Source organism: Microbacterium sp. UFMG61 (genome assembly GCF_015354505.1).
Classification (GTDB): domain Bacteria; phylum Actinomycetota; class Actinomycetes; order Actinomycetales; family Microbacteriaceae; genus Microbacterium.
Map to the genome: position 1 here is coordinate 146576 of NZ_JACAFP010000008.1, position 23768 is coordinate 170343.

General features: G+C 69.3%; 20 protein-coding genes and 1 pseudogene. 14 read left to right on the forward strand and 7 right to left on the reverse strand.

All coding sequences use genetic code 11. The features are described 5' to 3' along the window. The first annotated feature begins 23 nt into the window (after window positions 1-23). From IXW21_RS11835 to IXW21_RS11875, 9 genes and pseudogenes are all read left to right on the forward strand, one after another. Window positions 24-731 (forward strand): GntR family transcriptional regulator, encoded by a 708-nt coding sequence (locus IXW21_RS11835; protein WP_194764452.1) that lies wholly within the window; start codon window positions 24-26, stop codon window positions 729-731. A gap of 238 nt (window positions 732-969) precedes the next feature. Next, window positions 970-3932, forward strand: a pseudogene (locus IXW21_RS11840) (Na+/H+ antiporter subunit A). Further along, window positions 3932-4576 (forward strand): Na(+)/H(+) antiporter subunit C, encoded by a 645-nt coding sequence (locus IXW21_RS11845; RefSeq protein WP_228528455.1) that lies wholly within the window; start codon window positions 3932-3934, stop codon window positions 4574-4576. Before IXW21_RS11840 ends, IXW21_RS11845 begins: the two are co-directional and overlap by 1 nt. Beyond that, entirely contained in the window at window positions 4573-6126 is a 1554-nt protein-coding gene (locus tag IXW21_RS11850) for a Na+/H+ antiporter subunit D (RefSeq protein ID WP_194764453.1), read from the forward strand. The genes IXW21_RS11845 and IXW21_RS11850 overlap by 4 nt, the downstream gene beginning before the upstream one ends. Beyond that, window positions 6123-6701, forward strand: coding sequence for a Na+/H+ antiporter subunit E (locus IXW21_RS11855; RefSeq protein ID WP_194764454.1), 579 nt, complete (start codon window positions 6123-6125; stop codon window positions 6699-6701). The genes IXW21_RS11850 and IXW21_RS11855 overlap by 4 nt, the downstream gene beginning before the upstream one ends. After that, complete coding sequence (locus tag IXW21_RS11860; protein ID WP_194764455.1) at window positions 6698-6967, forward strand: monovalent cation/H+ antiporter complex subunit F; 270 nt, start codon at window positions 6698-6700, stop codon at window positions 6965-6967. Before IXW21_RS11855 ends, IXW21_RS11860 begins: the two co-directional genes overlap by 4 nt. Next, window positions 6964-7353 (forward strand): monovalent cation/H(+) antiporter subunit G, encoded by a 390-nt coding sequence (gene mnhG / locus IXW21_RS11865; RefSeq protein WP_194764456.1) that lies wholly within the window; start codon window positions 6964-6966, stop codon window positions 7351-7353. The genes IXW21_RS11860 and mnhG overlap by 4 nt, the downstream gene beginning before the upstream one ends. Before the next feature lie 15 nt (window positions 7354-7368). Then, window positions 7369-8184: a DUF2510 domain-containing protein gene (locus IXW21_RS11870; RefSeq protein WP_194764457.1), complete on the forward strand. Its 816-nt coding sequence runs from the start codon at window positions 7369-7371 to the stop codon at window positions 8182-8184. A 215-nt stretch (window positions 8185-8399) separates the two neighbouring features. Next, a complete protein-coding gene (locus tag IXW21_RS11875; RefSeq protein ID WP_194764458.1) occupies window positions 8400-9218 on the forward strand; it encodes a hypothetical protein in 819 nt (272 codons plus the stop codon). Window positions 9219-9380: 162 nt separating this feature from the next. Here the strand turns inward: IXW21_RS11875 and IXW21_RS11880 are convergent, their stop codons facing one another. After that, window positions 9381-10142, reverse strand: coding sequence for an alpha/beta fold hydrolase (locus IXW21_RS11880; RefSeq protein ID WP_194764459.1), 762 nt, complete (start codon window positions 10140-10142; stop codon window positions 9381-9383). Between the two features lie 104 nt (window positions 10143-10246). Between IXW21_RS11880 and IXW21_RS11885 the strand changes: the two genes are divergently transcribed. Beyond that, complete coding sequence (locus tag IXW21_RS11885) at window positions 10247-11614, forward strand: MFS transporter (RefSeq protein WP_323742236.1); 1368 nt, start codon at window positions 10247-10249, stop codon at window positions 11612-11614. Window positions 11615-11625: 11 nt separating this feature from the next. On the opposite strand, the gene IXW21_RS11890 is transcribed toward IXW21_RS11885, so the two are convergent. From IXW21_RS11890 to IXW21_RS11905, 4 genes are all read right to left on the reverse strand, one after another. Beyond that, window positions 11626-14295 carry a penicillin acylase family protein gene (locus IXW21_RS11890; protein WP_228528456.1) on the reverse strand — a complete coding sequence of 890 codons (2670 nt, stop codon included), beginning with the start codon at window positions 14293-14295 and terminating at the stop codon, window positions 11626-11628. A gap of 146 nt (window positions 14296-14441) precedes the next feature. Further along, window positions 14442-16277 carry a YhgE/Pip family protein gene (locus tag IXW21_RS11895; RefSeq protein WP_194764460.1) on the reverse strand — a complete coding sequence of 612 codons (1836 nt, stop codon included), beginning with the start codon at window positions 16275-16277 and terminating at the stop codon, window positions 14442-14444. Next, entirely contained in the window at window positions 16274-17104 is an 831-nt protein-coding gene (locus IXW21_RS11900) for a hypothetical protein (protein ID WP_194764461.1), read from the reverse strand. The genes IXW21_RS11895 and IXW21_RS11900 overlap by 4 nt, the downstream gene beginning before the upstream one ends. Beyond that, window positions 17101-17718 carry a TetR/AcrR family transcriptional regulator gene (locus IXW21_RS11905; RefSeq protein ID WP_194764462.1) on the reverse strand — a complete coding sequence of 206 codons (618 nt, stop codon included), beginning with the start codon at window positions 17716-17718 and terminating at the stop codon, window positions 17101-17103. The genes IXW21_RS11900 and IXW21_RS11905 overlap by 4 nt, the downstream gene beginning before the upstream one ends. Before the next feature lie 207 nt (window positions 17719-17925). On the opposite strand from IXW21_RS11905, the gene IXW21_RS11910 reads away from it, so the two are divergent. Next, window positions 17926-18555, forward strand: a complete 630-nt coding sequence (locus tag IXW21_RS11910) for a GntR family transcriptional regulator (RefSeq protein ID WP_194764463.1) — start codon at window positions 17926-17928, stop codon at window positions 18553-18555. Window positions 18556-18597: 42 nt separating this feature from the next. Here the strand turns inward: IXW21_RS11910 and argG are convergent, their stop codons facing one another. Together argG and IXW21_RS11920 are read right to left on the reverse strand one after the other, a co-directional pair. Beyond that, window positions 18598-20031 carry an argininosuccinate synthase gene (gene argG / locus IXW21_RS11915; protein ID WP_194764464.1) on the reverse strand — a complete coding sequence of 478 codons (1434 nt, stop codon included), beginning with the start codon at window positions 20029-20031 and terminating at the stop codon, window positions 18598-18600. Between the two features lie 50 nt (window positions 20032-20081). Next, on the reverse strand, window positions 20082-20486 hold the full coding sequence (locus IXW21_RS11920; RefSeq protein WP_194764465.1) for a winged helix-turn-helix transcriptional regulator: 405 nt from the start codon (window positions 20484-20486) through the stop codon (window positions 20082-20084). Between the two features lie 99 nt (window positions 20487-20585). Between IXW21_RS11920 and IXW21_RS11925 the strand changes: the two genes are divergently transcribed. The 3 genes from IXW21_RS11925 (at window position 20586) to IXW21_RS11935 (ending at window position 23764) form a co-directional block, all read left to right on the forward strand. After that, window positions 20586-21950 (forward strand): MFS transporter, encoded by a 1365-nt coding sequence (locus IXW21_RS11925; protein WP_194764466.1) that lies wholly within the window; start codon window positions 20586-20588, stop codon window positions 21948-21950. A gap of 14 nt (window positions 21951-21964) precedes the next feature. Then, window positions 21965-22756, forward strand: coding sequence for an NAD(P)H-dependent oxidoreductase (locus tag IXW21_RS11930; RefSeq protein ID WP_323742237.1), 792 nt, complete (start codon window positions 21965-21967; stop codon window positions 22754-22756). Window positions 22757-23056: 300 nt separating this feature from the next. Beyond that, window positions 23057-23764, forward strand: a complete 708-nt coding sequence (locus IXW21_RS11935) for a ZIP family metal transporter (protein ID WP_194764467.1) — start codon at window positions 23057-23059, stop codon at window positions 23762-23764. Window positions 23765-23768: the final 4 nt, after the last annotated feature.

A 23768-nucleotide genomic window follows, 5' to 3' on the forward strand; every position in this document is an offset into this window, starting at 1 on the left:
GGGCCTCCCGTACGATGAGACACATGTTCGGCGACGACGAGGCACGCGGACCACGACCGCTTCCCGCGCGGCGCGCGCTCGTCGACGACGTGTACGACGCGGTGCTCGGCCTGCTCATGGATCGGGTGATCGAGCCGGGCGCCCGCGTGAACATCGACGCGGTCGCGCGAGACCTCGACGTGTCGCCGACTCCCGTGCGCGAGGCGCTCACCCGCCTCGAATCAGAGGGGCTCGTGGTCAAGAGGGCGCTGAAGGGATATGTCGCCGCATCGCTGCTCGACACCGCAGGGCTCCGCGATCTGTATGACATGCGCGAGCTGCTCGAGCCCGAGGCCGCGCGGCGGGCATCGCTGCACCTCGACGATGCGACCACCGCAGAGCTCGGCGAATCCGTCGCCCAGATGCGGGCGGCATCCGCCCCCGACGAGGACGAGAGCTTCCGCAATTACCGACGCTTCATCGACGAGGACCTGCACTTCCACCACCTGATCGCCGAGAGCGCGCAGAGTCCGCTCCTCGCCGAGGCGATCGTGAGACTGCGCGCTCACATGCACCTCTACCGACTGAACTTCCGCCACGACTTCGAGGACGACACCGTGCGCGAGCACGAGAGCATCCTGGAGGCACTGCGGGGAGACGACCCCGAGGCCGCCGCGGCGGCGATGCGCACGCACATCGAGCGGTCGTACGAGCGGCTCGGCCCCGCTCTCACTCAGCGCGACGAGGACTGAGACCCACTTCGCGCGGGACCCGCTTCCGCGCGCGGGACCCGCTTCCGCGCGCGAGACCCTCGTTGTGGACGTGGATCTCGTGACGCGGACAGGGCTTCGGGCGGGGGAGGAGCGGATGCCGCGCAGGGGCCAATTCGCTCGCGTGGCCTTACGACTTCCTAACGCCAGGTAAACTGATATACGACACCCGCCCGCCTGTGCCGATCCCCCGGCCGACGAGCCTTGAGGAGCCGCGTATATGCTGACGCTCCTCGCTGTGTTCCTTCTCGGGTCGATCCTGATGCCCGTTCTGGTGCGCTGGCTGGGGTCTCAGGCATTCGCCGTCGCCGCTCTCATTCCCGCAGCGGCATTTATCCACGCGCTCGTGCTCACGCCGCAGGTGCTCGACGGGCCCGCGCCCTTCGCCTCGGTGGAGTGGATCCCGCAGCTGGGTCTGAACCTCTCCATGCACATGGACGTGCTCGGCTGGGTGCTGACGCTGATCGTCTCGGGTGTCGGTGCGCTCGTGCTGCTCTACTGCCGCTGGTACTTCCACGACGACTCCGCGGGCATCGGGCAGTTCGCCGCGGTGCTGCTCGGCTTCGCCGGCGCCATGTACGGTCTGGTGCTCACCGACGATCTGGTCATGCTCGTCATGTTCTGGGAGGTGACGAGCATCCTCTCGTACCTCCTCATCGGACACTACCGGCGCCGTGCAGCCAGCCGACGCGCCGCCCTGCAGGCCCTTCTGGTGACGACCCTCGGCGGTCTCATCATGTTCGTCGGCGTGGTGCTGCTCGTGGTCGACGCCGGCACCTCGAGCATCCGCGAGATCCTCGAGCTCGCTCCGACCGGCGCGATCGTCGACGCCGCCGTCGTGATGCTGCTCATCGGCGCGATCAGCAAGTCGGCGCTGTTCCCCTTCCACTTCTGGCTGCCCGGTGCGATGGCCGCGCCGACCCCCGTGAGCGCCTATCTGCACGCGGCCGCCATGGTCAAGGCCGGCATCTACCTGATCGCGCGGTTCGCCCCGATCTTCGCGTTCACCGGCCCCTGGCGCCCGATCATCATCACGCTCGGCGTGATCACGATGCTGCTCGGCGGCATCCAGGCGCTGCGCGAGACCGACCTCAAGCGCATCCTCGCGTTCGGAACGGTGAGCCAGCTCGGTTTCTTCTCGATCGTCGTCGGCTACGGCACCCAGGCGACCGCGCTCGCCGGCCTGGCGCTCGTCATCGGGCACGCCCTGTTCAAGTCGGCGCTGTTCCTCATCGTCGGCGTGATCGACCGTCAGCTGTCGACCCGTGACATCACCGAGCTCAGCGGCGTGGGGCGCCAGGCGCCGGTCATGGCCACAGCGGCATTCATCTCGGTGGCGTCGATGGCGGGCATCGCGCCCACCCTCGGTTTCGTGGCCAAGGAATCGACCCTCACGGCGCTGCTCGACGACGCGTTGCACGGTTCCCCCTGGGGTCCCGTCGCGATCATCGGTGTGGTTCTCGGTTCCATGCTCACTGCGGCATATGGCATCCGCTTCCTGTGGGGTGCGTTCTGGACCAAGCGCGACGCGATGGGTGACCGCCTGCCCAACACCGCCTGGCCTGACCCGCCCGTCGGCTTCCTCTCGGCGCCGATCATCCTCGCCGGCCTCACTCTCGCCGCCGGAATCGGCGCCCCGGCGCTCGACACGGCGCTGCAGGGATACGCCCTCACGGCGACGCCCGGTCTGGATGCCGAGGGCGTGGCGGCCGAGGGCCCAGGCCATCTCGCGCTCTGGCACGGCTTCGAGCCCGCGCTCGGCATCTCGATCCTGACGATCCTGCTCGGCGCGGGACTGTTCCTGCTGACGATCCGCACGGGATGGGACCGCAAGGCCCGCATGATCCCGTTCACCGCGGCCGACGTCTACTACCTCGTCGTGCGCGGCGTCGACCGGCTCTCGGTGCTCAGCACGACGCTGACGCAGCGCGGTTCGCTGCCCGTCTACGTCGGCACGATCTTCGTGGTGTTCGTCGCGGCCGAGATCACCGCGCTGCTCGCGAGCGACATCGACCGGTTCCAGCTGTCGGCGTGGCACACCCCTGCTCAGCTCGTTGTCGCCCCGCTCATGGCGGTCGCCGGTGTGCTCGCGGTGCGGGCGCAGAAGCGGTACACGGGCGTCGTGCTCGTATCGATCACCGGCCTCGGCATGGTGGTGCTCTTCGCGACCAGCGGCGCCCCCGATCTCGCTCTCACGCAGATCCTCGTCGAGACGGTCACGATGGTGACATTCGCCCTGGTGCTGCGTCGACTGCCCGCGCGCATGGGCGAGCACAACGCCTCGGTCGGCCGCATCCCCGTGCCCTGCTGGGCGTGGGCGTCGGACTCACGATGGCGCTGGTCGCGATCGTGGCGACCCAGTCGCGTGTCGCCGAGCCCATCTCGACCGGCTTCGCGAAGCTCGCCTACGAGATCGGCCACGGCAAGAACGTCGTGAACGTCGCGCTGGTCGATCTGCGTGGCTGGGACACGATGGGTGAGCTGTCGGTGCTCGTGCTGGCGGCGACCGGTGTCGCGTCTCTCGTGTTCGTCACGCACCGCGCCGACATGCTCGCCGCGACCAGGACGCTGCCGAACTCGAGACGGCGGGCGAGCCGTGCGCGTCCTCTCGTCGAGACGACCGAGGGCGTGCGGTTCCAGACCGCCGAGAACGAGAGCAACCCCCGCGCCTGGCTGGTCGGAGGCGCGAAGGTCAAGCCCGAGAACCGTTCGATCCTGCTCGAGGTGATCGTCCGCATCCTCTTCCACACGATCATCGTCGTGTCGATCTTCCTGCTGTTCGCCGGGCACAACCTGCCCGGTGGTGGTTTCGCGGGCGGTCTGGTCGCGGGCATGGCGCTCGTGATGCGCTACATCGCGGGTGGTCGCTGGGAGCTCGGAGCCGCGGCGCCCACGGACGCCGGCCGCCTGCTCGGCACCGGCCTGATCCTCGCGGTCGGCACGGCCGTCGTCCCCCTGTTCTTCGGCATGGCCCCGCTCACCAGCACGTTCTGGGAGTGGGAGATCCCCGGAATCGGGCACATGGAGTTCGTCACCTCGACCATCTTCGATGTGGGCGTGTACCTCGTCGTCATCGGTCTGGTGCTCGACGTGCTGCGCAGCCTCGGCGCAGAGGTCGACCGGCAGTCCGCAGCGCTGCGTGAGTCTCAGGGCATCGGCCCGCGGGGCGGGGTGAGCATCTGATGGACATCTCGCTGACCCTGATCGTGATCATGGCCGTGCTCTTCGCGTGCGGCGTCTACGCCATGCTCGAGCGCAGCCTGACGCGCGTGCTGATCGGGTTCCTGCTGCTCGGCAACGCCACGAACCTGCTTCTCCTGATCGTGATGGGTGTTCCGGGCAGTGCCCCGTTCTACGGAGCCGAGGGCGAGATCAGCGATCCGCTGCCGCAGGCGCTGACGCTCACGGCCATCGTCATCACCTTCGCCGTCTCGGCGTTCCTGCTCGCGCTGATCTACCGCTCCTGGCAGCTCGGCCAGGCCGACACGGTCGAGGACGACGAGGCCGACATCGCGCTGCGCGAGCGCACGGATGCCGACGAGGACCTCATGGAGGACGAGGCCGACACGGCCGACGACGAAGCGACGACCGACTTCGTGGGTGTGGACACCTCACCCATCACCGTGCTGCACATGCGCGACCACCCCGCGATCCACGATGACGCACCGGTCGATCGACCGGCCTCGTACGAGTCGGACGCCGGCGGCGGCGATGGTGCGGATGCCGGCGCGCGCGCGGATGCGGATGCCGGCGGCGATGAACGCCGCGAAGATCGACCAGGCGAAGCCCGCGACGAACGCACGGATGAAGGGGAGGACCGCCGATGAGCGCTCTCGTTCCCCTTCTCGTCGCCGTGCCGCTGCTCGGCGCCGCGATCACCCTGATCTTCGGACGCAACGCGCGCCTGCAGGTCTTCGTGACGGTGGCGACGCTCGCGGTGGTCTCGGTGATCGCCGCGGTGCTGCTCGTGGCCGTCGACTCTGGCGCTCCGCTGGCGGTGTCGGTCGGAGGATGGCCGGTGCCCTTCGGCATCGTGCTCTACGTCGACCGCCTCGCCGCCCTGCTGGTGCTCATCTCGAGCATCGTGCTGCTCGCGGTCCTGCTGTTCTCGATCGGACAGGGTGTCGCCGACGGTACCGACGAGACTCCCATCTCGATCTTCAACCCGTCGTACCTGATCCTCGCGGCGGGAATCTTCAACGCCTTCATCGCGGGCGACCTGTTCAACCTCTACGTGGGCTTCGAGATCCTGCTGGTCGCGTCGTACGTGCTCATCACGCTCGGCAGCACCGAGTCGCGCATCCGCACCGGTGCCGTGTACATCGTCGTGTCGCTCGTGTCGTCGATACTCTTCCTCGCGTCGATCGCGATGATCTACGGCGCGCTCGGCACGGTCAACATGGCGCAGATCGCCGAGCGCATGACCGAGATCCCACAGGAGACGCAGCTCGTGCTGCACCTCATGCTGGTGGTCGCGTTCGGCATCAAGGCCGCCATCTTCCCGGTGTCGTTCTGGCTTCCCGACTCGTATCCGACGGCTCCGGCCCCGGTCACCGCGGTCTTCGCCGGCCTGCTGACCAAGGTCGGCGTCTACGCGCTGATCCGCACCGAGACGCAGCTGTTCGCCGACAACAGCATCGACACGCTGCTGCTCATCATCGCGCTCGCGACCATGATCGTCGGCGTGCTCGGAGCGGTCGCGCAGGCCGAGCTCAAACGAATCCTCTCGTTCACACTCGTGAGCCATGTCGGATACATGATCTTCGGACTGGCGATCGCGACACCCGCAGCGATCGGCGCGACGGTGTACTACATCGTCCACCACATCATCGTGCAGACGACCCTGTTCCTCGCCGTCGGGCTCATCGAGCGCCGGGCCGGCAGCACGTCGATCCTGCGGGTGAAGGGGCTGCTCAAGGTCGCTCCAGTGATCGCGGTGCTCTACTTCATCCCCGCCATCAACCTCGGCGGACTCCCGCCGTTCTCGGGCTTCATCGGCAAGTTCGCGCTGTTCGAAGCCGCGGCATCCGTCGGCACGCCCCTCATGATCGTGCTGATCATCGGCGGCATCGTGACCTCGCTCCTCACCCTCTACGCGCTGATGCGCGCCTGGAACCTCGCTTTCTGGCGTGAGGAGGAGGACTCGAGCGAGACCGAAGGTCGCATCTCGTACCTGGGCAACGCGCCGGCGGCCGACGAGCAGCAGGAGCGCCGCCGCATCCCCCGCATCATGACCGTCGCGACCGCCGGCATGGTCGGCGTGACCGTCGCGCTGACCGTGTTCGCCGGTCCGCTCTACGCGCTCTGCGACCGCATCGGCGCGGCCCTGCTCGAGCCGGTGAGCCTCGTGCAGCTGGAAGACGAGGTGGACGGATGAGCCGCACCACCCGTCGTCACATCTGGCGCGACATCGGCGTGCAGCTGCCGTTCCTCGCGTGGCTGATCGTGCTGTGGATGCTGCTGTGGGGACAGTTCACGGTGCTCGCGTTCCTGTCGGGCCTGGTCGTGGCGGTGTTCGTCACGCGTGTGTTCCGGCTGCCGACCGTCGAGCTGTCGGGCCGCATCAACGTCTGGTACGCGGCGCTGTTCGTGGTGCAGTTCCTGCTCGCGATGTTCCGCGGGGCGCTCTCGGTCACGGCGCAGGTGTTCGACTTCCGCAGGCAGCCGGGGGCGGCGATCATCGCGGTGCCGCTGAAGTACGCGGACGACCTGATCATGACCCACGTCTCCGTGGTGTCGTCGCTGATCCCCGGATCCCTCATCGTCGAGGCCGACCGCGACCGGCAGATCCTGTACCTGCACGTGATCGGGGTGCGGAACAGGGCCGACGTCGAGAATCAGCGCGAGGGCGTGCTGCGGTGGGAACGTCGCGTCGTCCGTGCGCTGGGCGCCCCCTCGCAGTACCGTGCCCTGAAGGCCGATGAGCGGGCAGCGAAGGGCGGTGTCCGATGAACATCCTGATGCTGGCGATCTCGATCGTCTTCGGCGTCGCGGCCATCCTCACGATCATCCGCATCGTGCGGGGCCCGTCGATCCTCGACCGTGCCGTCGCCTCCGATGTGCTGCTCACCGAGGTCATGTGCGTGCTGGGCGCGGAGATGGCGATCAACGGACACACGCGCAACATCCCGGTCATGCTGATCATCGCGGCGGTCGGCGTCTTCGGCTCGATCGCCGTCGCCCGCTTCGTCGCGAGAAGGGACAACACGACACCATGAACGTGTTCGGTCTCAGCATCCCCGACTCCGTGATCGACATCGCGGTGCTCGTGCTCATCCTGCTCGGAGCCATCCTCTGCCTGTCGGCCGCGGTCGGCCTGCTGCGCTTCCGCGACGTGCCTTCGCGGCTGCACGCGGCCACGAAGCCGCAGGTGCTCGGCCTCGTGCTCATCTGCCTGGCGATCGCGGTGTCGATGCGCACGGTGGGGGGAATCCTGGTCGGTCTCGCGCTCGTCGCTCCGATCGTGCTCATGCAGTTCGCGACCGCGCCGCTGTCGGCGCACATCGTCGGACGCCAGGCGTATCGCAACGGCACGACCGACGAGCGGAGTCTCGTGGTCGACGAGCTGGCAGAGTCGAAGCAGACCCCGCCGGCCGCGGGCTGAGGAACGGGCGGACAGATGTCGACACCGCAGGGATGGTACGACGCCGGCACGCCCGGACGCCAGCGCTGGTGGGACGGAGCGCAGTGGACCGCGCATGAGCGGGAGACGCCCCCGACGACTCCCGCCATGGGCTGGTACCAGGTGCAGGGCACAGCCGACGTCCGCTGGTGGGACGGCGCGACGTGGACTCCGTACCGCGTCCGCAAGGGTACGCCGCGGCCCGATGCGCTCGCGGTCGAGCCGCCGGCGATGGGGGTGGTCCTCGGCATCGTGTTCCTCGTGCTGGGGCTGATGCAGGTGACGGCGGCCGTGATCACGCAGAACCCGGGGAACTTCGTGCTCCCGGTGCTCCTGACGGCGGTCGGCGCGCTCTGGCTCTGCGGCGCCGCGTACTCCCGCGCCGTACGCAGGCTCCCCGCTCCGCAGTCGGCGCCGGTCGTCGACGCGGTCGTGCGACCGCTGCCCGGCGAGGTCGACGGGCCGGACGCCGGGTGGTACCCGATGACCCGGCAGGCCAGCCGGTGGTGGACCGGTTCGCAGTGGAGCTGGTACCTCGGCACGCGGTTCGGCGTGCGTCCCGGCCACGCAGGCCCGCGTGGCTACCTCGTGTCGATGATCGCCGGCTGGTGCGTGACCGCGATCGCGGTGATCGGTGCGATCGTCGCGCTGGTCGCGGGCTTCATGGAGCAGGGGCCCGTCACGCTGTTCCTGATCGTCTTCGGCATCGCCTTCGCCGTGATCATGGGTGCTCTGGGAGCCTTCGCCCTGCTGCTGACGAGGTCGCGCCGCAACGCGCTGCTGCTGCCGACGACGCCTCCGCCGCTGCGCTGAGGAGGGCACCGGCTCACTCGGTTCACAACTCAGCATGAATGTGTGCTGGTGGGGGCGAAAGGGGCCGTAGGACCGCTCGGCACGGGATCGATGCTGAGTAGTGAACGACGATCCGCCGAGGCACTTCTGCTGCACCGATCTCGATCTCGAGAGTGCCCTCCCCGCAACGCGGGATCACAGGCATCGAAGCACGCCGCCGCCCGCACACTTCGTCGATGGGGAAGAAGGAGAAGACTGTCGCCGATCGCGCGGCGGACGCCTATGCGCACACGGTGTTCACACGATCGGAGCTGATGCACCGGGGGTTCACGGGACGTCTGACCGCTGCGGCAGTCGCGCGAGGAGAACTGCTGCACGTGCGTCGCGATCGGTACGCACTGTCGTCGACGCACCGCGACATTGTCGAGGCCGTCCGCATCGGCGGGCGGCTGTCCTGCCTGTCTCTCCTCGTCCTGCTCGGTGTCTTCGTTATCCGCTGCCGAGAGCTCCATGTCCTCGTGACGCCGGGTTCGTCTCGTCTGCGACTCACGAAGGAGCGAAAGGTCGTGCTGCACTGGAAGGTGGTGACAGACGCGCGAGAAAGCCTCCATGCGGCTCCGTTGATCGATGCCGTCGCGCACTCCGTTCTCTGCCAGGCCCCGCGCGAGGCGATCGCCACGGTCGACAGCGTCCTTCATCACGGACTCCTCACCCGCGACGAGGTGGCGGCGGTGTTCGCCGCGCTGCCTGCGCGTTTCCGCCCGCTGCTCGCGCTCGTCGACGCGTCGGCCGCGTCGGGACCGGAGACTTTCATGCGATTGCTGCTGCGGACGATGGGCGTCGCCTACGAGACGCAGGTGTATCTCGACGGTGTCGGATACGTCGACTTCATCGTCGAGGGCTGGCTGATCATCGAGTGCGACAGCAAGGAGTTCCATGAGGGGTGGGACAAGCAGGGCGAGGATCGCGAGCGCGACATCGCCGCGGCGCGTCTCGGCTATGTGACCGTTCGCCCTCTCGCCAAGGACATCTTCGGGGATCAGGAATCGGTCTGACGCTCGCTGGAGCAGATAATCGCGGTGCTCGGGCCCCGGTTCAGCGACGTCACGCGTTCACAATTCAGCAGGAACAGGCGTTGAGAGTCGAGATCACGCCGAGATCGTCGACCTGCGGACCGCTCATGCTGAGTCGTGAACGGAGCGACGGCGAGACCGAGCTCAGAGACGGTCGGCGAAGTCCTGGATCAGCGCCGCGGCGGGCTCGGAGTCGCTGATCAGCGTGCCGTGACCGTGATCGGGGATCACCCGCAGGTCGGCGCCGGGGATCTCGTCGATGATCTCGCGGCACCAGCTCATCGGCGCGAGGGGATCGCTCTCTCCGCGCAGCACGAGCACCGGGCAGTCGATGCGGGCGAAGGCCCTCTCGGGCTGGTGTGCGATCGTGGCTTTGATCTTGCGGATCAGGTGGGGCCCGCCGCGCAGGTACTCCCGCGCTCCACGCCAGATGACGAGAGGGCGCTCGCCGACGAGATCGGTGAGCAGATAGCTGGCCTGAGCGCCGAGGTTGCGCGCCGCCTTGTTCACGGTCGGGCCCGCGAGCACGACGCCCTCGACGAGCGCCGGATGCCGTGCGGCGAGCTCCGCCGCGATCTGGCTGCCCATCGAATGGCCGATGACGACCACCGGCTTCTCGCCGGCGTGCCGCAGATAGGCGGCGACGAGGTCTGCGTGACGCTCCATGGTGAGGGTGCGCGTCGGCTCGGGGGCCTCGCCGAAGCCGGGCAGGTCGAGCGCGACGACCCGACCCTGCAGACGCTGCACCACGTCGAGGTAGACGCTGCGCCCCATGCCGATGCCGTGCAGCAGCAGGAACGTGCGCTTGCCCTCGCCGAACGTCTCGGCGATCAGCGTCGCGCCGGCGTGCTCGAACTCCAGAAGGGTGACGGGAGTTCCCTGGGGGGCGAGATAACTGGAGACCACCCACCCACGCTAACCGAGCGGCGGTCCGCCGACGAATCCCATCGGACGCACGGGCATGCCGGTACACCGAGAATCAGGCGAAGAGTCGCGTGCGAGGATGAAGGGTGACCTCGCACGACCCCGACCCCGACGCCGATCAGACCGCTCCGGCAGAGTCCACGAGAGGCGCGAAGCCAGGACTCCTCGCCCGGATGAGCGCGAGTCTGAGCGATCCGGTGCTCCGGGCGCTGTTCACCGCGACGGCCGTCTCGCGCGTCGGACGCGGCGTCTTCCTCGCGGTCACGGTGCTGTTCTTCACCCAGATCATCGGGCTCTCTGCGGCTCAGGCCGCGGTCGTGCTCGCGGTGTCGAGCGGATGCGGCGTCGTGGCGTCGTTCCTCGGCGGATGGCTCGCCGACAGGTGGAGCGCTCGTCGGCTCGCCTTCACGTTCGAGCTCCTCGGCGGACTGCTGCTCGCCGCGTACGCGTTCGCGGGCGACTTCGTCTCGGCGCTCGTGCTCGCGAGCCTCGGCGGCTTCTTCGACTCGATCGGGCACTCGGCGCGCTCCGCGATCATCGCGCGCGGCTTCGCGGCCGACCGCCGGGTGCACGCCCGGGCCGTGCTGCGCACCGTCACCAACCTCTCGATCGCGGCGGGATCCGGTTTCGGTGCGATCGCCCTCGCCCTCGGCACTCCCGAGGCATACCGCATCGTGATCGCGAGCGCGGGTGTCGTGTGTGCGCTCGGCTCGCTCCCGCTGCTGCGCCTCACTGCTGCGGTCGACGCACCGGCCAGGGCGCGGGTCGGGCAGGTGCGCACCGAGACCGGGTCCATCGACACGGATGCCGCGGCAGCGGCCCTCTCGGAGCGCAGGGACTGGAACCGGCGGTCGCCGTGGCGCGATCCGCGCTACCTGCTGCTGACCGTGCTGTCGGCCGTCTTCGGGATGCAGTTCGGCGTGGCCGAGCTGGGCATGCCGCTCTGGGTCACCGAGAACACTGACGCGCCCGAGGTCACCGTGGCGCTGCTCCTGATCGTGAACACCACGCTGGTCGTGCTGTTCCAGGTGCGGGCCTCGCGGGGCACCCATGAACTGCGTGTCGCCGGCCGGGTGACGATGATCGCGGGCTGGCTGATGGTCGCCGCGTGCCTCATCTACGCGCTCGCGGCCGGTCTTCCCACCTGGGCGGCCGTCGCCGTGCTCGTGCTCGCGATGGTGGCGCACACGTTCGCCGAGATCCTGTCGCAGGCCGGCGCCTGGGGGCTGAGCTTCGAGCTCGCCGACCAGGTGCGCGCGGGCGCGTATCAGGGAGTCTTCGGCATGGGCTTCTCGCTCGGTGCGCTCGCCTCGCCGATCGTCGTCAACGCGACCGCGATCACCTACGGTTTCGCCGGATGGGCGATGCTCGCCGCGATCTTCCTCGCTGCCGCGTTCGGCATCTGGGTCATCGCACGGCGCGCCGCCGCGGCATCCGCCCCACTCGCCGCCTGAGCGCGGGGCACCTACCCGGCCGGAGTCAGCACGAGCGTCTGCCGCGCCGCGGCATCCACCGCCTTCGTCGACGACGCCCACGGGCGCTGGGTTCCGGTCGCCCAGTCGGCGGTCTGGTCGGTGTAGTGCTCGTGGAAGGCGTGCCCCGAGGCGCCGGTGAGGTGGATCCAGGTCGAGTCGTCGAAGTCCGCGAGGTCGACGACCATGCGCATCGAGGGCACCGTGGTCGTCGCGTACGAGGTTCCCAGATCCCATCCGGTCGCGTTGACGATCGACGCGCCGCCCCCGACCGCGTACGGACCACGGTTGAAGAGAGCCTCGATCGGGGCGATGCCCGACGAACCGAGCGTGTCGCTCGTGAGGGTGATCGCGTGCAGATCGCCCCACTTCCAGGCGTCGACGTTCGTTCCCTGCAGCGCCGACAGCTCGTCGTACGCCTCTTCGGCGGAGAACGCGAGCATCTCGTCCCTGCTCGTGACGCCGAGCTGCGGATTGGCCCACAGCCGGTTCGACGGGTCGTCGAGCAGCGCCGACACCACCGTGAACAGCCGCCCCTGGCCGCCGATCGGCAGCGGTTCGTCGCGCTCGGCGAACATGTTCTGCACCAGGTTCGACCACAGCACGTTCGCGTAGGCGGCCGCGGCCGATGACGCCGTGTTCTGGGCGTTCCAGGAGCGGAGCAGGTCGACCGCATCCTCGACGCCCGCCCCGTCGACCTCGACGCCGTCGAGCGCGGTGGTCAGACGCTTGCCGATCCACATCTCGCTGTCCATCTGGATGTCACGCATGTCCTGCGCGGTCAGCGGCGCCGCCGCGGCACGGCGTTCGATCAGGTCGACGATGCGGGCGGCCCGGTAGCCGTAGTCCCAGTCCTTCGTGAGGAAGTAGTCGTAGTCCTCGGTCACGATCGCGTTGTTCGCGGTCACGATGTACCCGGAACCGGGGTTGTACGACACCGGCAGCTCCTCGAACGGGATGAACCCCGTCCAGTCGTAGGCGCTGTCCCAGCCGGGCTGCGGCAGCCATCCGTCGCCGGCTCCGCGCACGGGAAGGCGTCCGGGCGCCTGGTAGCCGATGTTGCCCTCGACGTCGGCGTAGATCAGGTTCTGCGCGGGCACGTCGAACAGCGATGCGGCACGGCGGAAGTCGTCGAAGTCCTGCGCGGTCGAGAGCGCGAAGATCGCGGTGGCGCTGGTGCCGGGATCCAGGGCGGTCCAGCGCAGGCTCAGTGCATACTCCGATCCGTCACCCCCGGGCGGGGTCAGGCCGGCCCCTCCGGCGGCGAGGCCGGGCTCGGGAGTCTCGGCGATGGCGGTGAAGTCGTCGGTGAGACCCGAGATGATCGGACCGTGCACGGTCGACCTGATGGTGAGCTCGATGTCGTCGCCGCCGGCGACCTTGATGGTCTCGGTGCTCGTCTCGAGAGGCACGAGTGCGCCGTCGCGCCAGTACTGGTCGCCCTCGATGCGCTCGACGTAGAGATCGGTGACGTCGGTCGTCAGATTGGTGAATCCCCACGCGACCTGGCTGTTGTGTCCGATCACGATGCCCGGAAGTCCCGAGAACGAGAACCCGCCCACGTCGAACGGGCACTCGGCGGTGACCTCGGAGCACCTCAGCTGCACCTGGTACCAGACCGAGGGGAGCGATGCTCCGAGGTGCGGGTCGTTCGCGAGTAGCGGCTTGCCGGAGTCGGTGAGGTCGCCGGAGACCACCCAGGAGTTCGAGCCGATGCCCTCGCCGACATCGCCGACCAGCAGGCTGGCGGCCTCGATCACATCGGATGCCTCGCGCCAGTCGATCGTGGTGACGGCGTGCTGCATCTCGGCGCCGTCGTCGTCGGCGCTGAAGGCCGCGGGTTCGACGTCGGTGCCGACGGCGGGGACGCTGGAGATCTCGGGCACGATGACCGGATTCTCGTCGAACGGGTAGCCGGGGTAGAGCTCGTCGAGCGTCTGCCGCGTCGTCGCGGCATCCGAGCCGTCCGCGAGCTGCGCGGCGAGCAGGGCACGCTCGGTCTCGTCCTCGATGTTCGTGCGGAGGTCCCAGGCCATGGCCTTCAGCCACGCGACGGAATCGGCGGGTTCCCACGGCTCGGGCGTGTAGTCGGGGTTCTGCATGCCGATGACGGCGTACTCGAGCGAGAGCTCGGCTCCCGAGCGCGACTGCAGATAGGCGTTGACGCCGTCGGAGTACGCCTCGTAGTAGCCGAGGGTCACGTCGTCCATCGCCGCGACCTCGGCCTCGGCGACGGTGCGCCAGCCGAGCGTCCGCAGGAACGCATCGGTGCCGGCCTGCGACTCGCCGAACATCTCGGCCACTCGCCCGGCCGTCACGTGCCGGCGGAAGTCCATCTCGAAGAACCGGTCCTGCGCGTGCACGAAGCCCTGCGCGTAGAAGAGGTCGTCGGTCGAGTCGGCGGTGATGGTCGGCACCCCGAGTGCATCGCGCTGCACGGTGACCTCGGCCTGCAGCCCGTCGAGCGGGATCTCGCCCTCGGTCTGCGGGAAGGATCGCTGGATCGTCCACGTCACGAAGAACGCCGCGGCGACCGCGACCACGACGATCGCGGCGACGACGAGGAACGCGATCCGTCCGATGCGGGCGGCGAGCGAGCGGCGCGGAGCGTCGTCGGAATGGTGCGGAGTGTCGACGATCTCCGTCGAGCCGGTTGTCATCATCGAGAACTCTTTCAGGTGGCGCGGTGGGACTCAGTCCCAGAGAGCCCCCGAGTGCGTATCACGACTGCACTCCCGGCATCCTACCCATAGCCGGCATATCGCCCACAGGGGCAGATGCGCGGGGCCGGGAGGGCCCCGCGCATCGATCATCCGATCAGGCTCGGCTGCAGGTCGCGCAGGGTGCGCCGGTGGGTCATGCGCGTCACGCCGATGGCGGCGAGCGTCAGGGCGCCCACGAGCCACATGCCCAGCACCGCGAGATCCCAGCCCGCTCGGGCGAGATCGCCGCCGTACATGAGCTGGCGCATCGCGTCGACGACATAGCCGAGAGGCAGCACGTGGTGCAGCGCGGCGAGCGGCGCGGGCAGGGTCTGCCAGGGGAACGTGCCGCCCGCGGTCACCAGCTGCAGCACCATGAGCACGAGGCCGAGGAACTGGCCGACCGACCCGAGCCACACGTTCAGGGCGAGGATGATCGCCGCGAACGTCGCCGACGCCACGATCATCACCCCGAGGGTGCCGACCGGGTTGTCGAACGTGAATCCGAGCGTGATGGCGAGGATGCCCATGAGGCCCAGCATCTGCACGGCGCCGAGCATGGCGGGTGTCAGCCATCCCGCGAGCGTCACGCGGATCGGCGAGTGGAGAGCCGTGACCGCGCGCCGCGAGATGGGCTTCACGATGAGGAACAGGGCGTAGATGCCGATCCAGGCCGACAGCGCGGCGAAGAACGGTGCGAGACCTGCGCCGTAGTCCTCGGCCGACGCGACCTTGTCGCTCGACACCTTCACCGGGTCGGCGATCGTGTCGGCCTGCTGGGTGCGGAGCTCGGGAGTGGATGCCGGGATGGCGTCGACGCCGTTCGACAGGCCGTCACGCAGCTCGGCCGTGCCGCTCGCCAGGGTGCCGAGCCCATCGCGCAGCTGGGCGGCGCCGTCGTTGGCCGACGCCGCTCCGGTCGCCACCGTGCCCGCGCCGGATGCCAGCTGCGAGGCGCCGGATGCCACGGCGGCGGCACCGTCGGCGAGCTGATCGACCTTGCCGACCGCACTCTGCACGGTCGCGTTGCCGTCCTGCAGGCGCGTGGCGAGGGGGTCGAGTGTCGCGAGCACCTCGTCGATCTGCTCCGGGGTGAGACCGCGCTCGGTGAGCACGCTCGAGATGTCGGTGCGCACCTGCGGCAGAGCATCCGTCGCCTGCTGCACGACCGAGCCCGCCCGATCGGCGATGTCCGCCAGCTGGCGGTTGCCGTCGCTGACCTGCTGCGCGCCGGAGGCGAGGGTGTTCGCGCCCTCGGCGAGCTGCGCCGTACCGGCCGCGAGCTGAGCGGTGCCGTCGGCGAGCGTCGCACTGCCCGACGATGCGGTGTTCGCGCCGTCGGTTAGCTGGGTCGCGCCGTCGGTGGCCTCGATGAGCTTGTCGCGCACATCGCTGAGGCCGGTGAGCAGGCGCTCGGCGGCCTGGGTCCCCACGGTCTGCGCGACCGAGCTGCGGATCTTCTCCACCGCCTGCGTTCCCATGGAGGAGGCGAGGTAGTTGTTGGCGTCATTCGTCTCGAGCTCGATGCGAGCCTGGTGCGGATCATCGCCGGCGGCCGAGGTGAGCGCCGTCGAGAAGTCGGCGGGAATCGTCACGGTGAAGTCCACGGTGCCCTGGCGCAGAGCATCCGCCGCCTCGTCGACGCTCATGCGCTGCCAGTCGAAGGCATTGCCCTCGATCAGGTTGTCGGCCACGTCTTCGCCGTAGTTCACGGTCTCGCCGGTGGAAGCATCCGTTCCCGTGGTGGGCTCGGGCGCGCCCTGGTCGTCGACCACCAGGGCGACAGGCACCTCGGGGAACTTGGCGTACGGGTCCTGGTTGGCCCACAGGTAGAGGCCGCCGTAGAGGATCGGCACGCACACCAGCGCGATCAGGGCGATCACACCCATCGTGCTCGCGGTCAGTCGCCGCAGTTCCGCGGCGATCATGGCGGGAACCTTCATCGGTCGGCTCCGTTCTCGGTGGTGTCGTCGGTGAGCTGCTCGGGCGCCCCGGGGGTGGGAGAACCCGGACGATCGGATGCCGCAGCGGCGTGTTCGTCGCCGACAGGCCGTGCGTCGATCGACTGGTCTGGGTTTTCCGGCTCGGGCTCCGGCTCGGGCTCCGGCTCGGGCTCGGGCGCGGGCTGGGCCAGCACCAGTGGTTCGATGGGGCCCGAGGCGTTGATGGCCTCGAGCTCGTGCATCCGCTCCAGGGCGACGGCGGCCGAACCCCCGACGATGACGAGCATGGCGTAGCCGCGGTCGGCGAACTCCGACGCGATGCGCCACCAGCCGTCGGGACTGCCGCCGTGTCGGTCGGGAGCGACCAGCACCACGGCCTGCGTGCCCTCGCGCAGCACGGCGAGCTCGCACATGATGCGCACGCGAGCGGCCGGGTCGACGTTGCCGATCGGCACGCCCGCCAGCTCGCCGAAGCCGAGCTGGGTCAGCCACCGCCGTGCGTGCAGCGGAGTCGCGCCGAGGCCCGCGAACATGAGCTCCTCGCCGACGACTCCGGCGAGGGTGATGTCGGGATGCGGATCGCTGACGTCGGGGGCATCGACGAGCGCGACGGTGCGCCGCAGCATCCGGTTGTCGGTCGTGCCGTCGATCGTGACGCGTCCGGTGTCGGGCTTCATGCGTCCGCTCGCGATGAGCCCCAGCACGGTGGGCCGCTGCTCGGTCTCGGCGATCGCGAAGCGCACGGCGCCGGTGTGGAACTCGAGGCTCATGGCCGGGAGCGCCTGACCGTTCTTGCCCTTGCTGACCTCGTGCAGGGTGATCCTCATGCGCCGACCTCCTCGATCAGTTCGGGGTTGGCCGTCAGCAACGCATCGGCCTCGCGCCACGAGAGTCCGGCGACGCTGAGCAGGGTGCGCACGGCGAGGCTCGCCGCGCCCGTGCTCGAGGCGTCGGTGCGCGAGACGACCGTGCGCGCGACCTCCTCGATGAGCCGCGCGAGCGTCGGTGCGGTGAGATCGGTGCGGAAGCTGCCGTCGTCCTGGCCGCGACGCACGAGGGCGGCGACGCTGCGCCGCAGGGGTGCGAGAGCGTCGGCGGTGTGCTCGACGTGGGCCTCGTCGAGGGCGAGCGCGGCGGCGACCTGCACGTGCGCCGCCTCTTGCCAGAGGCGGCCGGCGAGGCGGGCGAGCGCGATGCGGGCGTCGGCGTCTTCGACCGACTCGGCGATCGCGTTGAAGCGCTGCGCGCCGCTGACGATGAGTTCGCGGATCAGCGCATCGCGGTCGTCGAAGTGCCCGTAGAGGGTGCGGCGTGAGAGGCCGGCGCTGCGGGCGATGACGTCGATCGACGCGCGCGGGTCGGCGGCGAGAGTGGCGCGGGCCGCGTCGAGGATTCCGGCGCGGTTCTCGACGGAGTCGCGGCGGGGAGCACGGGTGGTCATTCCTCCATGGTACGTAATGTGCACACATGTGTGCAAGATAATCCGGTGGATTCACAGAGCCCGCGTCATATACCGGCACGCCGGAGGTCTTGAGAGGTGGATGCATTCGCACCGACGACGACGCCCGGAAGGGGGAAGCGCAGTGATCTCGACACTCATCGGGGCCGACGGCCTCGCCTCGCTGTTCGCACCGAAGGGGACTCGACCGTGATCCATCTGGGCAGACCGGCGGCGCCGCACGGCTCGCTCGCCGACATCGTGTTCCAACGCCTGGGTCGACAGATCGCCGAGGGCGTCCTGTCGCCGGGGGACTCGGTCAACGACAACGCGATCGCCTCGGCGATGGGAGTCTCGCGCACCCCGGTGCGCGAGGCGCTGCAACGTCTCGAGCGCATCGGGATGATCGTGCTCGCCCCCAGTCGCTACACCCGCGTGACACCCCTCGCCGACGAGGAGGTCGCCGGCTGGCGGGAGTTCCTCGGCCAGCAGCTGTCGGTGCTCTCACGCGCGGCGGCACTCCGGCTCGCCGAAGGCGCGAGGGAGGATGCCGCGTATCGCGTGGATGAGGTGGCGGCGTGCGTCGACGATCGCGAGCGGTACGCCCGAGCGGCCGTGGAGCTGTACGCACACCTCGCCTCGCAGTCGCTGAACGACGTGCACCGAGCCATGGTCGGCGAGACGTCGTTCGCGCTGATCAGAGCTCTGCGCGCCTGGGTGATCGAGCCGGATGCGGGCCGGCGGATCGAAGACTCGCTCCATGACCTCAGCGCGGCCCTGCGCGCGGGTGACGGCGACGGTGCGGAACGCAGCGCGCGCGCCGCCTACCTCATCGACTGAGCGGCCGACCCGGCATCCCGAGTCGGCCGTCGTCGATCGGCGTCAGTCGGTGCCGGAGTCGAAGGCCGCGCCCTCGGACGCGGTGTCGACGGCGTCGGCGAGGTTCTCGTCGACCGCCTCGACGGATCCCGTGATCTCGCTCGACTCGCCCGCGGTCACACGTCCGACGAGCTCGCCCGTGGCGCCGCCGATGAGGCCGAGGCCCGCGTACTGCTCGAGGCGCGAGCGCGAGTCGGCGATGTCGAGGTTGCGCATGGTGAGCTGGCCGATGCGGTCGACCGGGCCGAAGGCGGCGTCGCCGACACGCTCCATCGAGAGTTTCTCGGGTCCGTACGACAGGTTCGGCGACGTGGTGTCGAGGATCGTCCAGTCGTCGCCGCGGCGCAGGCGGATCGTGACCGTGCCCGAGATCGTGAGGCCGACCCAGCGCTGGATCGACTCGCGCAGCATGAGCGACTGCGGCTCGAGCCAGCGTCCCTCGTACATCAGGCGACCGAGGCGGCGACCCTGCTCGTGGTACGTCGCGAGGGTGTCTTCGTTCAGGATGCCGTTGACCAGGCGCTCGTAGGCGATGAAGAGCAGCGCCATGGCCGGAGCCTCGTAGATGCCGCGCGACTTCGCCTCGATGATGCGGTTCTCGATCTGGTCGCTCATGCCGAGGCCGTGGCGTCCGCCGATCGTGTTGGCCTCCATGACGAGGGCCACCGGGTCGGTGTACTCGACGCCGTTGATGGCGACCGGGCGTCCGGCCTCGAACGTGACGGAGACGTCTTCGGTCTCGATCGCGACCGACGGGTCCCAGAATTTCACGCCCATGATCGGGTCGACGGTCTCGAGCGAGACGTCGAGGTGCTCGAGGGTCTTCGCCTCGTGCGTCGCGCCCCAGATGTTGGCGTCGGTCGAGTACGCCTTCTCGACCGAGTCGCGGTACGGGAAGTCATGGGCGACGAGCCACTCGCTCATCTCCTTGCGCCCGCCGAGCTCGGTGACGAAGTCGGCGTCGAGCCACGGCTTGTAGACGCGCAGGCGCGGATTGGCGAGCAGGCCGTAGCGGTAGAACCGCTCGATGTCGTTGCCCTTGTAGGTCGAGCCGTCGCCCCAGATGTCGACGCCGTCCTCCTTCATCGCACGCACGAGCAGCGTGCCGGTGACGGCGCGACCCAGGGGCGTGGTGTTGAAGTAGGTGCGTCCGCCCGACCGGATGTGGAACGCCCCGCACGACAGGGCGACCAGGCCCTCTTCGACCAGGGCGGTCTTGCAGTCGATCAGACGCGAGGCCTCGGCGCCGTATTCGAGCGCGCGGCCCGGGATCGACTCGATGTCGTCTTCGTCGTACTGCCCGAGATCGCCGGTGTACGTGTACGGGACGGCGCCCTTGTCGCGCATCCACGCGACGGCGACGGAGGTGTCGAGTCCTCCGGAGAAGGCGATGCCGACGCGCTCGCCGACGGGAAGTGACTGGAGGACCTTGGACATGGTTCCCAGTCTATCGGCGGCGTGTCGGCTGTTTCGGACGGGGTGCGGAGTCAGCGCGCGGCGGCGGCGTCGAGGCCCGCGGGCTCGGCGGCAAGGCGTTCGAGTTCGCGTCGCTGATGCGCCGCGTATCCGCCACCCCATTCGGTCAGGGCCTGGACGAGCGGCATCGATCCCCGGCCCAGCTCACTCAGTCGGTACTCGACTTTGGGCGGCACCTGCCGATAGACCGTGCGGATGAGCAGACCGTCGTCTTCGAGCTCGCGCAGCTGGCGGGTCAGCACGCGAGCGGTCGGCTCGTCGAGCAGCCGGCTGAGCTCGCCGAATCGCAGTACCTCATGCGCGCCGAGAAGGCTGAGGATGCTGGGCTTCCAGGCCCCGCCGAGCACGGCGATCGACACCTCTGCGTCGCACGCGTCGCCCCACTCCCTGACGATGCGCTCGGTCTTCTCCCTCATGGACGCGCCTTCCGTTCGCCGTGACAGTATCCGAATGGTCACTATGTACCCTGAATGACAGTACTTGTCTGAAGTGTACCCACACACAAGACTGAAGCGGTGACCCTCCCGAACCCCACGGCATCCGCCCGTCCGCGCGCGGCCCTGCACCCGTGGCTCGCCATGATCCCGCTGCTTCTCGGCATCCTGATCGGGGCGCTCGCGATCAGCAGCATGTCGACCGCGCTGCCCGCGATCCGCGGCGATCTCACCCTCAGCGACAGTGGTGCCCTGTGGCTCGTCGACGTCTACGCGCTCTCGCTGGCGGCGACCCTGATCATCGCCGCCCGGATCGGCGACGCGTTCGGGCGCAAGCGCATCGTGCTCGCCGGCCTCGTGGGATTCGCCGTGCTCAACCTGGTGGGCGGGTTCGCTCAGGACGGGATCATGCTGATCGTCGTCCGCGCGCTCCTCGGCGTCGCAGAAGCCTTCGTGGTGGCAGGTGTCGTCGCCACGATCGGCGCGCACTATCACGCACGGCAGCGCGTGCTGGCCTATGGGCTGTGGACCGCGACCTTCGGCGCGGGAAGCGCGCTCGGCCCCGTGCTCGACGGCCTCGTCACGGAAGGTCCGGGGTGGCGATGGCTGCTGCTGGGGAGTGTGCCGCTCGCGGTCGTCGCCGGTGCGCTCGCGATCTGGCTCGTGCCCGACTCCCGCAGCTCGCGACGGCCGTCGTGGGACATCCTCAGCATCCTGTCGTCGATCGTCGCGCTCGGCGCCCTCGTCTTCGCCCTGCATGAGGTGCTCGCCGCTCCTCTCGCCGCGGGCATCGCAGGCGTGGTGGCGGTCGGCACGCTCGTGTTCTTCATCCGCCGTCAGCGCACCCTCGCTGAGCCTCTCATCGACATGCGGCTCTTCCGAGTCCCCGGTTTCAGCCCCGCCATCGTGCGCATCGTGGCGAGCGGCGGGGTGTCGACGGCATCCGTCCTCCTGGTGAGCCTGCACCTGCAGGATGCCAGGGGCTTCAGTGCGGCCGAGGCCGGAATCGCGATTCTTCCGCAGGCCGTGGCGATCGCGCTCGGCGGGGTGCTCGCCCCCTTGTTCTTGCGGTGGCTGAGCTCACCCACGCTCACGGTGCTCGCTCTCGTCGTGCAGGGCGCGGGGCTCATCTGGCTGTCGACCGGGGTCGATCTCGTCGCAATCCCGCTGGTGCTGGTCGGAGTGGGATTCGGGGTCGCGGCGACCCTCGCCGCAACCACGCTCTTCGACGTGACGACCGAAGACGACGCCGGTCAGGTGGGGGCGATCCAGGAGGTCGGCTTCGCCCTCGGCGGCGGTCTCGGCATCGCGGTGCTCGGCACCATCGCCGTGATCGCCGGGTCTCGTGGTTTCGTCGTCGCCCTGCTCGTCGCGGCCGTGGCGGTCGTCGCCGCGGCACTCCTGCCGCTGTGGCGGCGCACAGCCCGCCACCCTGTCTCCCACTGAAAGAAAGGCCGTCCGTGTCAGCATCCCGCCCGACCGTCCACTGGATCTATGCCCATCCCCAGGAGAAGTCCTTCAATGCGCGGCTGTTCCGCGACGGAGTCGACGCTCTCTCGCGTGACCATGACATCGAGATCTCGGATCTCTATGCTCAGGGCTTCGACCCCGTGCTCGCGGGCCCGGACCTGGGCGAGCCTCTGGGACGGGAGGGCAACGTCGTCGATCTGATGGACGAGGCGTATGCGGCGGGGCAACTGCCCCCGGATGTGACCGAGGAGCAGCGCAAGCTCGCGGCCGCCGATCTCGTCGTGCTCCAGTTCCCGCTCTGGTGGTACGGCCCGCCCGCGATCCTCAAGGGGTGGCTCGACCGCGTGCTCACCAGCGGATTCGCGTATGGTCCCTCGGATCCCGAGACCGGTCTCCCTCTGCGCTACGGCGAGGGCACGCTCGCCGGGCGCCGCGCCCTCGTGATCGTGACGGCCGGAGAGGATGAGCGCTCGATCGGAGAACGGGGCGTCAGCGGCGATCTGGACTCGCTGCTGTTCCCGCTGACTCACGGCACCCTCTGGTACACGGGCATCGAGCCGCTCGATCTGCACGTCGTCCACGATGCCGACGGACTGGACGCGGCAGACATCGACCGGGAGAGCGCGCGGCTGGTCGAGCGTCTCGCCGGGCTCCGCGACGAATCCCCGAGCAGTCCGTATCGCAGGCTTCGCGACGGCGACTATCACGGCACCAGAGCGCTTCGAGCGGATCTGCTGCCGGGACGCACCGACCTCGGCATCCATCGCGTGCCGGTCGACTGAGCAGGAGAGCGAGCCGCAGCCTGGCAGTGCTCGGCTGTGAGGCTCGGGCGCATCCGACTTCGGTTGCCGCGCCGAGAACGCTGTTGTCGATGTTCCGGCGCGACGCTGTTCCGGCAGGGGGTTCGGCAGGCCTCTTGGCGTCATGTCGTGCGCCTGGCCGTCTGCGTAGGTGGTTCCGCCGCAAGCGATCGTTTTCGGCAGGCCCGCCTGACGTATCGCTTGTCGTTCTCAGGTGCGTGGGCGTCGCGATCTGCACATTCCGATGCCGCAGTGGCAGAGTGTCCCTGAAGGAGGCGGCACATGTCACAGGCGATTCTGTGGGGTCTCGTCGCGGCGTCGCCCCTGTTCGTGGGTGCGGTGCTCGCGCTGCTGCGCACCTGGCCGCCGCGGTGGCTCGGCATCGTGCTGGGATTCGGTGCCGGGGCGCTCATGGCGTCGATCGCCTTCGAGCTCTGGGAGGAGGGGCTGGATCTCGCAGGCCCCATCCCGCTCGTCGCCGGAGTGGTGCTCGGCGCACTCGCGTACTACCTCGCCGATCGCGTGCTCGACGCGCGAGCCGCGAAGTCCACGGATCAGGGAGCGGGCGCCCCGCTCGCGCTCGGCGCGCTGCTCGACGGCATCCCTGAGCAGCTCGTGCTCGGCATCGGACTCGCCTCCGGCGAACCCGTGAGCATCGCCCTGGCCGTCGCGATCGTCGTCTCGAACCTGCCGGAGTCGATCGGCTCGGCAGCCGACCTGCTCAAGGGCGGCATGACGAAGTCCCGGGTGCTGCTGCTCTGGGCGGGCATCGCGCTGACCTGCGCACTCGCGACGATCGCCGGCTTCGCGCTGGCGAGCGTGACCGGAGACGACTTCCGAGCCGCTGCGGGCGGATTCGCCGCCGGTGCGCTGCTCGTGATGCTCGTCGACTCGATGGTGCCGGATGCGCAGGAGAAGGCGAAGAACGTCACCGGGCTCGCGACCGTGCTCGGCTTCGCGCTCGCCGCGGGGCTCTCTCTCGCGAGCTGAGCAG

Coding starts and splice junctions, on each gene's coding strand:
- IXW21_RS11860 (WP_194764455.1), top strand. CDS start 6,698: ATGAACATCCTGATGCTGGCGATCTCGATCGTCTTCGGCGTCGCGGCC.
- IXW21_RS11850 (WP_194764453.1), top strand. CDS start 4,573: ATGAGCGCTCTCGTTCCCCTTCTCGTCGCCGTGCCGCTGCTCGGCGCC.
- IXW21_RS11855 (WP_194764454.1), top strand. CDS start 6,123: ATGAGCCGCACCACCCGTCGTCACATCTGGCGCGACATCGGCGTGCAG.
- IXW21_RS11935 (WP_194764467.1), top strand. CDS start 23,057: ATGTCACAGGCGATTCTGTGGGGTCTCGTCGCGGCGTCGCCCCTGTTC.
- mnhG (WP_194764456.1), top strand. CDS start 6,964: ATGAACGTGTTCGGTCTCAGCATCCCCGACTCCGTGATCGACATCGCG.
- IXW21_RS11890 (WP_228528456.1), bottom strand. CDS start 14,295: ATGATGACAACCGGCTCGACGGAGATCGTCGACACTCCGCACCATTCC.
- IXW21_RS11845 (WP_228528455.1), top strand. CDS start 3,932: ATGGACATCTCGCTGACCCTGATCGTGATCATGGCCGTGCTCTTCGCG.
- IXW21_RS11900 (WP_194764461.1), bottom strand. CDS start 17,104: ATGAGGATCACCCTGCACGAGGTCAGCAAGGGCAAGAACGGTCAGGCG.
- IXW21_RS11835 (WP_194764452.1), top strand. CDS start 24: ATGTTCGGCGACGACGAGGCACGCGGACCACGACCGCTTCCCGCGCGG.
- IXW21_RS11905 (WP_194764462.1), bottom strand. CDS start 17,718: ATGACCACCCGTGCTCCCCGCCGCGACTCCGTCGAGAACCGCGCCGGA.
- argG (WP_194764464.1), bottom strand. CDS start 20,031: ATGTCCAAGGTCCTCCAGTCACTTCCCGTCGGCGAGCGCGTCGGCATC.
- IXW21_RS11875 (WP_194764458.1), top strand. CDS start 8,400: ATGGGGAAGAAGGAGAAGACTGTCGCCGATCGCGCGGCGGACGCCTAT.
- IXW21_RS11895 (WP_194764460.1), bottom strand. CDS start 16,277: ATGAAGGTTCCCGCCATGATCGCCGCGGAACTGCGGCGACTGACCGCG.
- IXW21_RS11870 (WP_194764457.1), top strand. CDS start 7,369: ATGTCGACACCGCAGGGATGGTACGACGCCGGCACGCCCGGACGCCAG.
- IXW21_RS11920 (WP_194764465.1), bottom strand. CDS start 20,486: ATGAGGGAGAAGACCGAGCGCATCGTCAGGGAGTGGGGCGACGCGTGC.